A 15214-nucleotide genomic window follows, 5' to 3' on the forward strand; every position below is an offset into this window, starting at 1 on the left:
CACTCTGCGGAACAGCGGAATCCCGGAAGCGCACCGTCCCGTCCTGCCATGACGCCTGCGGCATTGCCACCGCCTGCCTACCGCATCCCCGATCACCGAAACGGAGCTGCTGCATGCCCGAAAACGAGCCGGAACCCTGGGAATACACCCTGTACATCCCCAACGACCCCCGAGCCGTCACCGTCAGCCGCCGCACCCTCCGGCTCATCCTCACCATGCACGGCCTGATCCGCCTGGTCGACACCGCTGAGCTGCTCGCGACGGAGCTGGTCTCCAACGCCGTACGGCACACCAAGGGGCCGGCCGCGCTCAGGGTGCGTCACGCGGCGGCGGTGTTGCGGATCGGGGCCTGGGACGCGGATCCCGAACCTCCCGAACCGCCGGGGGAGTTCGAGCCGCACGCCGAGGAGGGCCGAGGGCTGGCGCTGGTGCGGGCCTGTGCCGATCTGTGGGGATGGCAGCCCTTGTCCAGGGGCGGCAATCGAGGAAAGTACGTGTGGTGCGAACTGGCCGCGGCTTAGTGGCCGACCCCGGGCGTCCTTCGGGGGTCGGCCAAGCTGCAAGGGCAACGGGCATGGCAGGCAAGCCACTTCCGGAGCCGGCCCGTCAGCCCCGCAGGTCGGACAGGTCCTCGTCGCTGAGGCTGAGCTCGTTCGCCGCGAGGTTCTCCATCAGGTGTTCAAGGGAACCGGTACCCGGAATCGCCAGCACCGTCGGCGAGGTCGCCAGCAGCGAGGCGATCGCAACCTGCGCTGAGGTCGCGCCCAGACGTGCCGCGACCTTGTCGAGCCGTTCGGCGTCGGGCGTGCCGCCGCCGATTCCGCCGCCGAGCGGGAAGTACGGAACGTAAGCGATGCCCGCTTCCTCGCTTTCCGCCAGCAGTGCCATGTCACCGGTGTGCCGGTTCTGCACCGCCGCGACGGGTGCGATCGCCCGGGCCTCGGCGAGTTGGGCGGCGTCGACGTTGCTGACGCCCAGGTGCCGGATCAGCCCCTCCGCGCGGAGTGCGGCCAGGACGGCGAACCGTTCGGCGATCGACTCGCCACCCGGCCCGGTCATCCCGCCGACCCGCAGATAGACCAGGTCGAGCCGGTCGAGACCGAGACAGCGCAGATCCGCCTCGACCAGGCCGCGCAGCTGATCAGCCGTCGCCTGCCCGCTCGGCACGCCGTTCGGCCCGGGCAACGGCCCCACCTTCGTCGCGATCACCAGGTCGTCACGGTAGGGGGCCAGTGCCGTACGGATCAGCTCGTTGGCCCACACCGTGTCCCTGCCGTAGAAGCCGGCCGTGTCGATGTGGTTCACGCCCAGTTCCACGGCCCGGCGGAGCACCGCGATGCCCGTACCGGGATCTCGCGCAGGACCGGCGAAGGTGCCCATCGCCAGGCGCATCGCGCCGAATCCGAGCCGATTGATCGTCAGCTCTCCGCCGAGGGAGAAAGTTTTGATCGCCATGACGCTCATGGTGTCCGCCGCCATGACTCCCACCGAGCTCGTGGCAGCTTGCTGCCAGACTGGCGGGATGCGGAACGAAGAGGTGTTCTCAGTGCGCGGAGATGAGGAGTTGATCGCGCGCGCGGGTCATCTCTTCGAGTCCGCGCGGACCGAGTTCCTGTGCGCCGCCCGGGATCTCAGGACCTGGTCGCAACCCGGGGCCAGGGCCGCGGTGCGGAACCGGATACGCGCGGCGGGTCCCGCTGCCTTCACCCCTCGGAAGCTGCTCAGCCCGGTGGCACTCGCCGACGAGGAGGCCCGCGCGCACCTGCGGCTGGTGCGGAGCAAGGGCGCTCTCGTTCGGATCAGCCCATCCCCGCTGCCGCACGAGACCATCCTCATCGACCGGCGGGTGATGATCCTTGCCGGCCGGGAGACCCCCACCGGCCGCGAGTACACCGTGACGACGTCACAGATCCTGGTCGACGGCGTCCACTCGCTGTTCCGGGCGATCTGGGACGCCGCCGTCGATCTCGAGACCTATCTGCGCAGCGACGTCCCGCACCTCGACGCCGACGGCAGCATGATCCTCAAAGCCCTCGCTTCGGGCCTCACCGACGCATCGGCGGCCAAACGGCTCGGCGTCTCCCTGCGCACCTACCGACGGCGCGTGGCCGAGTTGATGGCCGAACTCGAGGCCGACTCCCGCTTCCAGGCCGGGCTGCGTGCAGGCGAGCTGGGGCTGCCCCGCTGACCTAGGAAGAACCAGTCGGCCGAGGGCGGTCCCCGCTCGGCGGCTCCTCCGTCCAGGTGAATCCCGCCAGGCCCGCCGGCGGGGTCCGTGAGGACTCGTCCAGCGGCGCCGGCACGTGGCGTCGGCGTACCAGCCACACCAGCGAGGACAGCAGCCAGCCCGCCGCGATCATGATGACCAGCGTTCCCAGGATCAGCGCCGCCGAGCCCAGGAAGCCGAACTTCGTCAGCATCCAGGGAATCTGATCCTCACCGCATCCGCACGCGTTCATGGGGGGAAGGCTTCCCAGCTCACGCCGGTCGATCGCGCTGCGTGGCGCAATCGTCGCGCGGTGGTGATGATTCCGGGACCCCGTTGCCGTTCCGCACCGGTTCCACCCTCGCGGAGTTCCGAAAGGTGAACAGATCAGCATGCGAAAGCGTAGGCATGGTATGCGTGGACAAACGGGGTTCCTACCCATCTCCATCCACCCCCATGCGTCGAGCGGCCAAAATTTCTTCCTCTTGGAGGTTGAACTTTTGTTGATCGAGGGTCGGTCGGCCACTCCCGCGTCCTACGCTTAAGAGGGTGAAGCAACTGATGTCACCAGAGGCCGAGGTCGATCTTCCCGGGGAAGCCGCGCTTCCCGGTGCGCTGAGCGACGAACTGCACGCCGAACTCGTGCTGTTCCGGCGTGACTTGCACATGCACCCGGAGCTCGGCAACCAGGAGTTCCGCACCACCGCGGCGATCAAGGAGCGGCTGGAGAAGGCCGGGCTGAAGCCGCGCGTGCTCGCCGTCGGGACCGGCCTCGTCTGTGACATCGGGGAGTGGGACGGCGAGCGGCCCATGCTCGCCCTGCGCGCCGACATCGACGGCCTGCCCATCCCGGACATGAAGACCGAGTGCTCGTACCGGTCGACCGTGCCCGACCGGGCACACGCGTGCGGACACGACGTTCACACGACCGTGGTGCTGGGTGCGGGGCTCGTCCTCGCCGACCTCCAGAAGAGGGGACTGCTGCCGCGGCCCGTGCGGCTGCTCTTCCAGCCCGCCGAGGAGGTGCTGCCCGGCGGTGCCGCCGACGCCATCGAGTGCGGGGTGCTGGAGGGCGTCGGCAAGATCCTCGCCGTGCACTGCGACCCGAGGGTCGACGCCGGGCGGATCGGGCTCAAGGCCGGTGCGATCACCTCTGCCTGCGACCGGCTGGAGATCTCCCTCGACGGTCCCGGTGGGCACACCGCCCGGCCGCATCTGACGACCGACCTCGTCACCGCCGCCGCCCGTGTCGTCACCGACGTGCCCGCGGTCGTCGGCCGGCGGGTCGACACCCGTGCCGGCCTCGCCGTGACCTGGGGGCGGATCGAGTCGGGGCACGCCCCCAATGTCATCCCGCAGCACGCCGAGCTCTCCGGGACCGTGCGCTGTCTGGACCTCGACACCTGGCGGCAGGCCCCGGACATCGTCGTCGCGGCGATCGACGAGGTCGCCAATCTGCACGGCGCCAAGTCGGAGATCAACTACGTCCGCGGTGTCCCGCCCGTCGTCAACGACGCGGACGTCACCGGGCTGATCCGCGAGGCCATGACCGCCCGGCGCGGCGCCGACTCCGTGGAGAGCACCGAGCAGAGCCTCGGCGGGGAGGACTTCTCCTGGTACCTGGAGCACGTGCCGGGCGCCATGGCGCGGCTCGGGGTCCGTCCTCCGGGGGAGCGGACCGTGCGCGACCTGCACCAGGGTGACTTCGACGCCGACGAGTCGGCGATCACGGTCGGTGTCGAACTGTTCACGGCGGCGGCACTGCTGGACGCCGCGAAGTGATCCGGGCGTGACGAACGGCCTCTTCGGAGGCCGTTCCGCCGACCGGCGCAACATGCTCGTAAGCCAATCGTGCGCACATCGAAATCCCGGTGTGCGACGCCCGTAGAGCCTCAGTTCAGACGGTGTTTGCCTCGAATCGATAACGGCTTCGGGAGAGGTCTGTTTCCGACATCTACGCGCGTTACGATGCCGCGAAGCCGACGCCGCAGGGGCGTCCAGGCCCGGGCACTGGCATGGTGCTCACATGAAGCGCCGACAAGGCGCTCAGGTCAGGTGAAGGAGCCTCCCGTGCGCCGGGTAGCCAAGCTTTCCGCTGCGTGTATCGCAACCGCAGCTCTCGCACTGACTGCCACAGCCTGTGGCAGCACCTCCTCCGAGAACGACAGCCCGTCCTCCTCCTCGTCTTCGGACGGCGGCAAGGGCAGCATCAAGATCGGCCTCGCCTACGACGTCGGCGGCCGTGGCGACCGCTCCTTCAACGACTCCGCCGCGCGCGGTGCCGACAAGGCCGAGAAGGAGTTCGGCGGTTCCATCAAGGAACTGACCGCCAAGAGCTCCGACACCGAGGCCGACCGCGAGCAGCGCCTGACCGACCTCGCCGACGCCGGCTACAACCCGATCGTCGCCATCGGCTTCTCCTACGCCACCTCGGTCGACAAGGTCGCCGCCAAGTACCCGAAGGTCAACTTCGGCCTCATCGACGCGGTCGCGACCGCCAAGAACGTCGACAGCATCACCTTCACCGAGGAGCAGGGTTCCTACCTGGCCGGTGTCGCCGCGGCGCTGAAGACAAAGAAGGACCACGTCGGCTTCATCGGCGGCGTGGACACCCCGCTGATCAAGAAGTTCGAGGCGGGCTACGCCCAGGGCGTCAAGGACACCAACCCCAAGGTCAAGGTCGACGTCCAGTACCTGACCCACGGCTCGGACTTCTCCGGATTCGCCAGCCCCGACAAGGGCAAGGAGGCCGCGTCCGGCATGCTCGACAACGGCGCGGACGTCATCTACGCCGCCGCCGGCTCCTCCGGCAACGGCTCGATCGAGGCCGTCTCCGGCGTCAAGGGCGCCTGGGCCATCGGCGTGGACTCGGACCAGTACAACATCCAGGGTCTGAGCAAGTACAAGGCGTCGATCCTCACCTCGATGGTCAAGAACGTCGACGTCGGCGTCTACGACTTCATCAAGTCCGTCAAGGACGGCAAGCCGCTGACCGGCAACCAGATCTACTCCCTCGCCAAGGGCGGTGTCGGCCTGGCCACCAGCGGTGGCTTCATCGACGACATCCAGACCCAGCTGGACGCCGCGAAGAAGAAGATCGTCGACGGCACCATCAAGGTCAAGACCACCACGTGACCTGACGGTTCCCGCGGGAACCGCGGCTCGGCGAGGGGGCGTTCACCCACCCCCTCGCCGAGCCATAACAATGTGTCAACTCTACGCGTGTAGCACCGAGTTGCCGCGCTAGCGTCGCCGACGCCTGCCCTCCCCTATGCAGCCCCTTTCCCCCGAGGAGAGTGCGCCATCAACGCGTCCAGCCCTCCAGCTGCCGTCGAACTGCGCGGCATCACCAAGCGATTCCCCGGCGTCGTCGCCAACAAGGACATCGACATCACCGTCCGCACGGGCACCGTGCACGCCCTGTGCGGTGAGAACGGCGCCGGCAAGTCCACCCTGATGAAGATCCTCTACGGCATGCAGCAGCCGGACGAGGGCACCATCACGGTGAACGGCGAGACGGTCACCTTCAGCAACCCCGCCGACGCCATCGCCCGCGGCATCGGCATGGTGCACCAGCACTTCATGCTGGCCGACAACCTCACCGTCCTCGAGAACGTCGTCCTCGGTGCGGAGAAGCTGTACGGCATCGGCGGCAAGGCCCGCGCGAAGATCAAGGAGGTCTCCGACGCGTACGGCCTGAACGTACGCCCGGACGTCCTGCTGGAGGAGCTCGGCGTCGCCGACCGCCAGCGGGTGGAGATCCTCAAGGTCCTCTACCGCGGCGCCAAGACCCTCATCCTCGACGAGCCCACCGCCGTCCTCGTGCCGCAGGAGGTCGACGCCCTCTTCGACAACCTGCGCGGGATGAAGGCCGAGGGCCTCACGGTCATCTTCATCTCCCACAAGCTGGGCGAAGTCCTGTCCGTGGCCGACGAGATCACCGTCATCCGCCGCGGCACCACCGTCGGCACGGTCGAGCCGGCCGGCACCACCACCAAGCAGCTCGCCGAGCTGATGGTCGGCAGCGAACTGCCCACGCCGGAGACCGAGGAGTCGACGGTCACCGACGTCCCGCTGCTGAAGCTGGACGGACTGCGCCTGGCCCAGACCGACCTCGACGGCGTCGAGCGCGTCGTCCTCGACGACATCACCTTCACCATCCACCAGGGTGAGGTCCTCGGCATCGCCGGCGTGGAGGGCAACGGCCAGTCGGAACTGGTCGAGGCGATCATGGGCATCCGTGACCCGGACGCCGGCGTCATCACGCTGGGCGACACCGACATCTCCCACGTCCCCACCCGCCGCCGCCGCGAGGCCGGCGTCGGTTACATCCCGGAGGACCGTCACCGCCACGGCCTGCTCCTGGAAGCCCCGCTGTGGGAGAACCGCATCCTCGGCCACGTCACCGAGAGGCCCAACTCCCGCGGCCAGCTGCTCGACATCAAGGCGGCCCGCACCGACACCGAGCGCATCATCGAGGCGTACGACGTCCGTACCCCCGGCATCGACGTCACCGCCGCCTCCCTGTCCGGCGGCAACCAGCAGAAGCTGATCGTCGGCCGCGAGATGAGCCACGCGCCCAAGCTGCTCATCGCCGCCCACCCCACCCGCGGTGTGGACGTCGGCGCGCAGGCCGCGATCTGGGACCACATCCGCGAGGCCCGCCGCGAGGGCCTGGCCGTGCTGCTGATCTCCGCCGACCTGGACGAGCTCATCGGCCTCTCCGACACCCTGCGGGTGATGTACCGCGGCCGTCTGGTCGCCGACGCCGACCCCGCCACGATCACCCCCGAGGAGCTCGGCTCCGCCATGACGGGTGCGGCCACCGGCCACCTGGAGCACGCAGAGGACGACGCCCGATGAAGAAGCTGACCCAACGCATCGACAGGGAGCGGCTGCTCCTGGGCCTCGCGGCGCCGCTGCTCGCGATCGTCGCCGCGCTCGTCGTCACCACCCTGGTGATCCTCGCCACCGGCAAGAACCCGGGCGCCGCGTTCAGCGACATGCTGACCTACGGCACCGCCAGCGACAGCCAGGTCTACATCCTCAACAAGGCGACGACGTACTACCTGGCGGGCGTCGCGGTGGCCATCGGCTTCCGCATGAACCTGTTCAACATCGGCGTCGACGGCCAGTACCGGATCGCCGCGTTCTTCGCCGCCGTCCTCGGCGGCGCACTGACCACGCCCGGCTGGATCTCCATCCCGCTGATCATCCTGTGCGCCATGGGCACCGGCGCCGTGTGGGCGGCCATCGCGGGCATCCTCAAGGTGACCCGCGGGGTCAGCGAGGTCATCTCGACGATCATGCTCAACTCGATCGCCACCGCGATCATCGCCTACCTGCTCCAGCCCGGAAAACTCGCCGAACTCCAGGCCGGCGGCACGGTCGTCTCCACCAAGCCGCTGCCGAAGTCGTCGTACTTCTTCCAGATCGACACTGGCGCGGCCGGCGAGCTGTGGGGCTTCATCGTCATCGCCGTGCTCGTCGGGGTGGCGTACTGGTTCGTCCTTGGCCGCACCCGGTTCGGCTTCGACCTGCGCACCGTCGGCCAGTCCGAGTCGGCCGCCGCCGCGAGCGGTGTGTCCGTGAAGAAGATGATCGCCACCAGCATGGTCATCTCGGGCGCGGTGGCCGGTCTCATCGGCATGCCGACCCTGCTCAACGACAGCCACCAGTTCAGCAACGACTTCCCGACCGGCATCGGCTTCACGGGTATCGCCATCGCGCTGCTCGGCCGCAACAACCCGGTGGGCATCGCGCTGGGCGCGCTGCTGTGGGGCTTCCTGGAGCGCACCACCAACCACCTCGAGTTCGAGGGCTACGACAAGGAAATCCTCGGCGTCATCCAGGGCGTCATCGTCCTGTGCGTCGTCATCGCCTATGAGGTCGTACGCCGCTACGGCCTGAAGCGCCAGCAGCAGCGGGTCGGCGCCGAGCTCGCCGCCCAGGCCGCGGCCCCGACCCAGAAGCAGGAGGTGGCGTGATGACTGCCACGATGACCGACACACCGCCGCCCGCGGCGCCCAAGGCGGACAACGCCGGCCCCCGTTCGGGCCGTTCGGTCGGCCAGATCCTGATGATCGTCGCCGGCGCGCTGCTGCTCGTCGCCGCGGTCCGGGTCATCTCCGGCTCCGACCAGCTCACCTCCGAGGGCCAGGTCTCCGCCGCGCTCAGCCTCGCCGTGCCGATCGGCCTCGCGGGCCTGGCCGGTCTGTGGTCCGAGCGGTCCGGCGTCGTCAACATCGGCCTCGAAGGCATGATGATCCTCGGCACCTTCGGCGCCGGCTGGATCGGCTGGCAGACCAACCCCTGGCTCGGCCTGCTGTGCGGCATCGGCTTCGGAGTCGTCGGCGGCCTGGTGCACGCGGTCGCGACCGTCACCTTCGGCGTCGACCACATCGTCTCCGGTGTCGCGATCAACCTGCTCGCGGTGGGCACCACCCAGTACCTCGCCAAGCTCTTCTTCACCGAGGGCAAGGCGGCCGACGCGGGTGCCAACCCCAAGCAGTCCCCGCCCGTGGACTCGCTGCCCACCTTCGACGTACCGGGCCTGTCGAGCGGACTGCACTCCATCGAGAACCACCACTGGTTCCTGATCTCCGACATCGCCGGCATCCTCGGCGGCTTCGTCACCGACCTGTCCGTGGTGACGGTCCTGGTGATCGCGCTGTTCGTGGGCAGCTGGTGGCTGCTGTGGCGCACCCCGTTCGGTCTGCGCCTGCGCTCCTGCGGTGAGAACCCGATCGCCGCGGAGTCCCTCGGCGTCAACGTCTACCGGTACAAGTACGCGGCCGTGGCCGTCTCAGGTGGCCTCGCCGGCCTCGGCGGCGCCTTCCTGGCGCTCGTCACCTCGCACACCTACCTGGAGGGCCAGACCGGCGGACGCGGCTACATCGGTCTCGCCGCCATGATCTTCGGCAACTGGCGGCCCGGCGGCCTCGCCATGGGCGCGGGCCTGTTCGGCTACTCCGACGCACTGCAGCTGCGCAACGGCGGCGAGACCGTCCACGCGCTGCTCCTGCTGCTGTTCGTGCTGCTCATCGCGATGGCCGGCTGGAAGCTGTACAAGAAGGCACTGGTCCAGGGCGTGATCAGCGCGGTCGTGGCCGTGGCGGTCCTGGTCTGGTACCTGACCACCGACGAGGTCCCCAGCGACTTCGTGGGCGCCACCCCGTACGTCGTCACACTGCTGGTGCTGTCGCTGTCCGCGCAGCGCCTGCGGATGCCCAAGGCGGACGGCATGCGCTACCGGAAGGGCCAGGGCAAGTGACGGACATCGACTGGGAGGCGCTGCGGGCGGCGGCCCGAGCCGCCATGTCCCGGGCGTACGCCCCGTACTCCGGCTACCCGGTCGGCGTGGCGGCCCTGGTCGACGACGGCCGTACGATCACCGGCTGCAACGTCGAGAACGCCTCCTACGGCGTCGGCCTGTGCGCCGAGTGCGGTCTGGTCTCGGAGCTGCAGAACACCGGGGGCGGGCGCCTCACCCACTTCACGTGCGTGGACGGGCGGGGCGAGGTCCTCGTCCCCTGCGGCCGCTGCCGCCAGCTGCTGTACGAGTTCGGCGGACCCGACCTGATCATGGAGACCCCGGCGGGCATCCTGCCGCTGTCGGAGATGCTCCCGCAGGCCTTCGGGCCGGACCATCTCACCAAGTAACTCCCGCGCGGCCCCTCCGAGCCGGTCATGCCCCATGGCCCGGAGGGGCCGTCGCTTTGAACGTTCTGGAAGGAAAGCCATGGCGCTGTTGTCGATGGATGTCATCTCCGTGATCCGTACCAAGCGGGACCGCGGTGAACTCAGCGACGAGCAGATCGACTGGGTCATCGACGCGTACACCCGCGGAGAGGTCGCCGACGAACAGATGTCCGCGCTCGCGATGGCGATCCTGCTCAACGGCATGAACCGCCGTGAGATCGCCCGCTGGACGGCCGCGATGATCGCCTCCGGCGAGCGCATGGACTTCTCCTCGCTGTCCCGCCCGACCGCCGACAAGCACTCCACGGGCGGCGTCGGCGACAAGATCACGCTGCCGCTTGCGCCCCTGGTGGCGGCCTGCGGCGCGGCCGTGCCCCAGCTCTCGGGCCGGGGCCTCGGCCACACCGGCGGCACCCTGGACAAGCTGGAGTCGATCCCCGGCTGGCGCGCGCTGCTGTCCAACGAGGAGATGCTGAACGTCCTCGACACCACCGGCGCGGTGATCTGCGCTGCGGGCGACGGCCTGGCCCCCGCCGACAAGAAGCTGTACGCCCTGCGGGACGTCACCGGCACGGTCGAGGCGATCCCCCTGATCGCCTCCTCCATCATGTCGAAGAAGATCGCGGAGGGGACGGGGTCCCTGGTCCTGGACGTGAAGGTCGGCACCGGCGCCTTCATGAAGACCATCGAGGACGCCCGCGAGCTGGCGTCGACGATGGTCGGCCTGGGCACGGACCACGGCGTGAAGACGGTGGCCCTGCTGACGGACATGTCGACCCCGCTGGGCCTGACGGCGGGCAACGCCCTTGAGATCCGCGAGTCGGTGGAGGTCCTGGCGGGCGGCGGCCCCTCCGACGTGGTCGAGCTGACCCTCGCCCTGGCCCGCGAGATGCTGGCCGCGGCGGGCGTCCGTGACGTCGACCCGGCGAAGGCCCTGGCCGACGGCTCGGCGATGGACGTGTGGCGCCGGATGATCGCGGCCCAGGGCGGCGACCCGGACGCCTCGTTGCCGGTGGCCCGCGAGCAGCACGTCATCAGGGCCACGACCTCGGGCGTCCTGACCCGGCTCGACGCCTACGGCATCGGCGTCGCCGCCTGGCGCCTCGGCGCGGGCCGGGCCCGCAAGGAGGACCCGGTTCAGGCGGGCGCGGGCGTGGAGATGCACGCCAAGCCCGGCGACACGGTGACGGAGGGCCAGCCCCTCCTGACCCTCCACACCGACACCCCGGAACGCTTCGAGTACGCCCTGAAGTCGATCGAGGGTTCCTACGACATCGCGGCGGCGGGTACGGCTTTCACGGCGTCGCCGGTGGTGCTGGAGCGCATCGCCTGACCTGGCCCCTCGTGCGGGTGAACGGGATCGGTGGACCACCGCCGGTCCCGTTCGGCATGTGCGCCGCCCTCATGGACGAGCTCTTCCCCAGCCCGTCGCACTCACCGCTGACACCGCCGACACCGCGGGGTTCGCTCACCCCAACAACGCCGCCACGACCACCAGCACCGGCACCGACAACACCGTCGACACCAGGATCGAGTCCCTGGCCAGGCGCTCTCCCACGCCGTAGGTCGACGCGTACGTGTACAGGTTCTGCGCGGCCGGCAGAGCCGACGTCACCACCACGTCTAGGAGTTGGGCTCCGTGGAGGCCGAAGACACCGGCCGCCAGCGCCCAGGCCGCCGCCGGCTGCCCCACCGCCTTCAGCGCGACCGAGAGCAGGACGAGCTGCCGGTCCGGACCCCGGCCGGGCATCGTGCTGCCGCACAGGGAGATGCCGAAGGCGAGGAGGACCGCCGGGACCGACATGCCGCCGATGAGGGTGACGGGGTCCATCACCGCGGCCGGGATGTGCACTCCCGTCGCCGAGACCGCGACCCCGGCCAGCGAGCCGACCGCGATCGGGTTGCGCAGAGGAGTCAGCAGCCGCCGCCACAGGGGGCCCCTGTCGCCCTCGCCCGACGCGAGATCCAGGACCGTCAACGCCACCGGGGTCACCCCGACCAGCTGGAACAGCAGCACCGGCGCCACCAGCGACGCGTCGCCCAGGACGTACACCGCGATCGGGATGCCGAGATTGCCCGAGTTGACGTAGGACGAGCACAGCGCGCCGATCGTCGTACGGCCGACTCCCCAGCCGCGTACGACACCCACCGCCACGAAGATCCCCGCCGCCGCGGCCGTGCTCAGTGCCGTCACCAGGAGACGGCTGGAGAAGATCACCGACAGGTCGGCCCGCGCCAGCGTGGTGAACAGCAGGGCCGGGGACGCCACATGGAACGCCAGCTTGGTCAGGACCTCCCGGCCCTGGTCGCCGAGGTAACCACGCAGCCCGATGAGATAGCCCACCCCGATGACGACCGCGATCACCGCGAAGCCGGTCAGCACCCCCTGCACGGAGACTCCCCGGAGGTGAAGAGGGCGTGGCACAGCCAGGGAGATGCTGATGGGTGGCGCATACAGGCAACCCTCGGGGGCAGAGGGCCCCCAGGTCAACGTGATCCTGCGTGACCGATGAGTTACGCCCGCCCGCCCGGTCTACCGCTCGTGGACGCCATGACACCCGCCGTACTCATGCTGGCAGGCCCCGTCACCCGGGACGAGGTGACGGGGCTGAGCGACGAGGTCCGGGCGCTGTTGCGGACGTCCGGCACCGGGGTCGTGGTGTGCGATGTCGCCGGGCTCGGGCCGCCGGGGCTCGGGACCGTCGACCTGCTCGCCCGGCTCCAGCTCGCGGCGCGCCGCGCCGGGGGCCGGATCAGGCTGCGCGATCCCGACCCCGGGCTACACGCCCTTCTCGATCTCGTCGGCCTCCGCTTCGAGGTGGAGGGGCAGACCGAACAGGGGGAACCAGCGCTGGGTGTCGAGGAAGAAGTGGAACCCGGTGAGCCGGCCGTCTGAGATCTCGAGCACCTGCACCGCCCACGGGCTGTAACCGCCCTTCTCCGGGTCCGGCTTGTACTGGGCGAACCCCGGCAGCCCGTTGACCTGGACGGGCAGCAGACGCGAGCCCTCGCAGGCCGAGCCCAGGGTCGTCATGAAGCCCGTGATGTCGTCGTGGCCCGTCAGCCACAGGTCGAACGGCGGCATCGACATGATCGCGTCCTCGTGGAGGAGGGCCGTCAGCGCCGTCATGTCATACCCCTCGAACGCCTTCACATAGCGGTCCAGGAGCTTTTGCTGCTCCTCGTCCAGTGGGTCGGACACGGCCGCGTCGGCGCCGTGCTCCTCCCGCTCGGCGAGGGTGGCGCGGGCCCGCTGGAGGGCGCTGTTGACCGAGGCGACGGAGGTGTCGAGCAGCTCGGCGACCTCGCTCGCCTTCCAGGCCAGCACCTCACGCAGGATCAGCACCGCACGCTGCTTGGGCGGCAGTTGCTGAAGGGCGGCCATGAACGCGAGCCGCACGGTCTCCTTCGCGACCGCCGCATCGGCCGGGTCCTCGACCGTCGGCAGGATGCGGTTGTCCGGCATCGGCTCCAGCCAGGTGTGATCGGGGCGGGGGGAGAGAGCGGCCTGGGTGAGGGGCGTCGACTCCGAGAGGTCCATCGGACGGGCGCGCTTGTTGCCCGCCGTCAGCATGTCCAGGCAGACGTTCGTCGCGATCCGGTACAGCCATGAGCGGAGGCTGGAACGGCCCTCGAACTTCTCGTAGTTCCGCCAGGCCCGCACCATCGTGTCCTGCACGGCGTCCTCGGCCTCGAAGGAGGAGCCGAGCATGCGGTAGCAGTACCCCGTCAGCTCGGTGCGGTGCTTCTCGAGCCTCACGTCGAGGTCCGTCGTCGTCGCCGTGCCGTCCATCGTCCACCCACCCCTGTGGCCCTGCTGTGTCGCGCCTCTGCGCCCAGTACTTGGAAGCTACCGCAGGGGTCTGACAATGGCGTGCCGAGTGAACAAATCTGCAGCTCAGACCCCATCCCGTCCCTGGGGCTGCGCCCCCGAACCCCCATCGGCCCTGAAATCAGCCCCTCCGGCGTTCGAGGAGCGGGGGTTCGAGGGCGCAGCCCCCGAAGGACGCGGCCCCGCTCAAGCCGTCGCGAGCCGCCGCTCGACCCTCGCCGCGCGCGTACCGAGGACGGTGATCGACACCACGCCGAGCACCGCCAGCAGCCCGACCCCCACGGTCCCGCCCCAGCCACCCGCGTGGAAGGCGACCGCACCGACCGTGCTGCCCGCGCTGGAGCCGACGTAGTAGGCGGACTGGTAGAGCGCCGAAGCTTGGGCGCGCCCGTGCGTGGCCGTCTTGCTGACCGCCGAGGACGCCACCGCGTGCCCCGCGAAGAACCCGCCGGTGATCAGGACCAGGCCGAGCAGGACGACCCACAGGGAGCCGGACAGGGACAGGACCAGCCCCGTCGCCGTCGTCCCGCCCGCCGCGTACAGCGCGCCCCGGCGGCCCAGGCGTCCGACCAACCGCCCGGCCGTCGACGCGGACACCGTGCCCACCAGGTAGACCAGGAAGATCGAGCCGATGATGCCCTGGGGGAGCGAGAAGGGCGCCTCGGTCAGGCGGTAGCCGATCACCGTGTAGACGCCGCCGAAGACCGTCATGAACAGGGCGCCGATCGCGTACAGCCGGCGCAGCAGCGGGTCGCGCAGGTGTCCACGGACCGTGCCGAGCAGTACGCCCGGCCGCAGCGAGCCCGCCACGAAGTGCTTCGGCGCCGGGAGCAGCAGGCGGAACGCCACCGCACACGCCACCGCGATCGCGCCGATGACCCCCACGGCCACCCGCCAGCCCCACTCCTGGGCGACCCAGCCGGTGATGACCCGGCCGCTCATACCGCCGACGCTGTTACCGGCGACGAACAGGCCGATCGCCGTGACCAGGGCCTTCGGGCGGACCTCCTCGGCGAGATACGCCGTCGCGGAGGCGGGCAGCCCGGCCAGGGCCGCCCCCTGCACGGCCCGCAGCGCGACCAGGGCGGGCAGCGAGGGCGCGAAGGGGACCAGGACCCCGACGGCCACCGCGACCGCCAGCGAGGCCGTCATGACCGTACGGCGTCCGAAGCGCTCGGAGAGGGCACTCATCGGCAGCACGAACAGCGCGAGTCCGCCCGTCGCAGCCGCCACCGTCCAGCTCGCGTCGCCCGCCGACACCCCGAACTCGCCGGAGATCAGCGGGAGGAGGGCCTGTGTGGAGTACAGCAGAGCGAAGGTCGCGACACCGGCGAGGAAGAGGGCGAAGCTCATCCGGCGGTAGCCGGGGCCGCCCGGGGTCAGCCGGGAGTCGGTGACGGAGGCGGCGGAGGCAGGGACAACAGGGACGGCGCCCACGCGGGTGGGCGCCTCGGTACTGGCAGGCATGCCTCGAA

At 70.0% G+C, this 15214-nt stretch carries 15 protein-coding genes; 10 read left to right on the plus strand and 5 right to left on the minus strand.

The genetic code is table 11. The features are described 5' to 3' along the window. The first annotated feature begins 113 nt into the window (after positions 1-113). Positions 114-521, plus strand: coding sequence for an ATP-binding protein (locus OHT57_RS31500; protein ID WP_328750026.1), 408 nt, complete (start codon positions 114-116; stop codon positions 519-521). Positions 522-606: 85 nt separating this feature from the next. Here the strand turns inward: OHT57_RS31500 and OHT57_RS31505 are convergent, their stop codons facing one another. Continuing rightward, complete coding sequence (locus OHT57_RS31505) at positions 607-1455, minus strand: oxidoreductase (protein WP_328750028.1); 849 nt, start codon at positions 1453-1455, stop codon at positions 607-609. A 67-nt stretch (positions 1456-1522) separates the two neighbouring features. Between OHT57_RS31505 and OHT57_RS31510 the strand changes: the two genes are divergently transcribed. Next, complete coding sequence (locus OHT57_RS31510; protein WP_328750030.1) at positions 1523-2188, plus strand: DNA-binding response regulator; 666 nt, start codon at positions 1523-1525, stop codon at positions 2186-2188. Between the two features lies 1 nt (position 2189). On the opposite strand, the gene OHT57_RS31515 is transcribed toward OHT57_RS31510, so the two are convergent. Continuing rightward, a complete protein-coding gene (locus tag OHT57_RS31515; RefSeq protein WP_328750032.1) occupies positions 2190-2420 on the minus strand; it encodes an MYXO-CTERM sorting domain-containing protein in 231 nt (76 codons plus the stop codon). 347 nt (positions 2421-2767) lie between these two features. On the opposite strand from OHT57_RS31515, the gene OHT57_RS31520 reads away from it, so the two are divergent. From OHT57_RS31520 to OHT57_RS31550, 7 genes are all read left to right on the plus strand, one after another. Next, positions 2768-3988 carry a M20 family metallopeptidase gene (locus tag OHT57_RS31520; protein ID WP_328753378.1) on the plus strand — a complete coding sequence of 407 codons (1221 nt, stop codon included), beginning with the start codon at positions 2768-2770 and terminating at the stop codon, positions 3986-3988. Positions 3989-4276: 288 nt separating this feature from the next. Next, complete coding sequence (locus tag OHT57_RS31525) at positions 4277-5341, plus strand: BMP family lipoprotein (RefSeq protein ID WP_328750034.1); 1065 nt, start codon at positions 4277-4279, stop codon at positions 5339-5341. Between the two features lie 201 nt (positions 5342-5542). After that, complete coding sequence (locus tag OHT57_RS31530) at positions 5543-7069, plus strand: ABC transporter ATP-binding protein (protein ID WP_328753379.1); 1527 nt, start codon at positions 5543-5545, stop codon at positions 7067-7069. Further along, positions 7066-8193, plus strand: a complete 1128-nt coding sequence (locus OHT57_RS31535; RefSeq protein WP_328750036.1) for an ABC transporter permease — start codon at positions 7066-7068, stop codon at positions 8191-8193. Before OHT57_RS31530 ends, OHT57_RS31535 begins: the two co-directional genes overlap by 4 nt. Beyond that, positions 8193-9479 carry an ABC transporter permease gene (locus tag OHT57_RS31540; protein ID WP_328750038.1) on the plus strand — a complete coding sequence of 429 codons (1287 nt, stop codon included), beginning with the start codon at positions 8193-8195 and terminating at the stop codon, positions 9477-9479. Before OHT57_RS31535 ends, OHT57_RS31540 begins: the two co-directional genes overlap by 1 nt. After that, positions 9476-9868 carry a cytidine deaminase gene (locus OHT57_RS31545; protein WP_328750039.1) on the plus strand — a complete coding sequence of 131 codons (393 nt, stop codon included), beginning with the start codon at positions 9476-9478 and terminating at the stop codon, positions 9866-9868. The genes OHT57_RS31540 and OHT57_RS31545 overlap by 4 nt, the downstream gene beginning before the upstream one ends. A 94-nt stretch (positions 9869-9962) precedes the next feature. Beyond that, positions 9963-11240 carry a thymidine phosphorylase gene (locus OHT57_RS31550; RefSeq protein WP_328753380.1) on the plus strand — a complete coding sequence of 426 codons (1278 nt, stop codon included), beginning with the start codon at positions 9963-9965 and terminating at the stop codon, positions 11238-11240. 135 nt (positions 11241-11375) lie between these two features. On the opposite strand, the gene OHT57_RS31555 is transcribed toward OHT57_RS31550, so the two are convergent. After that, the gene (locus tag OHT57_RS31555; RefSeq protein ID WP_328750042.1) at positions 11376-12299 is read right to left on the minus strand and encodes an AEC family transporter; all 924 of its coding nucleotides are present in this window, start codon (positions 12297-12299) and stop codon (positions 11376-11378) included. A 117-nt stretch (positions 12300-12416) separates the two neighbouring features. Here OHT57_RS31555 and OHT57_RS31560 point away from each other — a divergent pair, with 117 nt between their 5' ends. Continuing rightward, the gene (locus OHT57_RS31560; protein WP_328750044.1) at positions 12417-12803 is read left to right on the plus strand and encodes an STAS domain-containing protein; all 387 of its coding nucleotides are present in this window, start codon (positions 12417-12419) and stop codon (positions 12801-12803) included. On the opposite strand, the gene OHT57_RS31565 is transcribed toward OHT57_RS31560, so the two are convergent. Next, positions 12687-13700, minus strand: a complete 1014-nt coding sequence (locus tag OHT57_RS31565; protein WP_328750046.1) for a sigma-70 family RNA polymerase sigma factor — start codon at positions 13698-13700, stop codon at positions 12687-12689. The two genes, OHT57_RS31560 and OHT57_RS31565, sit on opposite strands and share 117 nt — an antisense overlap. A gap of 225 nt (positions 13701-13925) precedes the next feature. Then, entirely contained in the window at positions 13926-15206 is a 1281-nt protein-coding gene (locus OHT57_RS31570) for an MFS transporter (RefSeq protein WP_328750048.1), read from the minus strand. Between the last annotated feature and the right edge of the window lie 8 nt (positions 15207-15214).

This window comes from Streptomyces sp. NBC_00285 (assembly GCF_036174265.1).
Classification (GTDB): domain Bacteria; phylum Actinomycetota; class Actinomycetes; order Streptomycetales; family Streptomycetaceae; genus Streptomyces.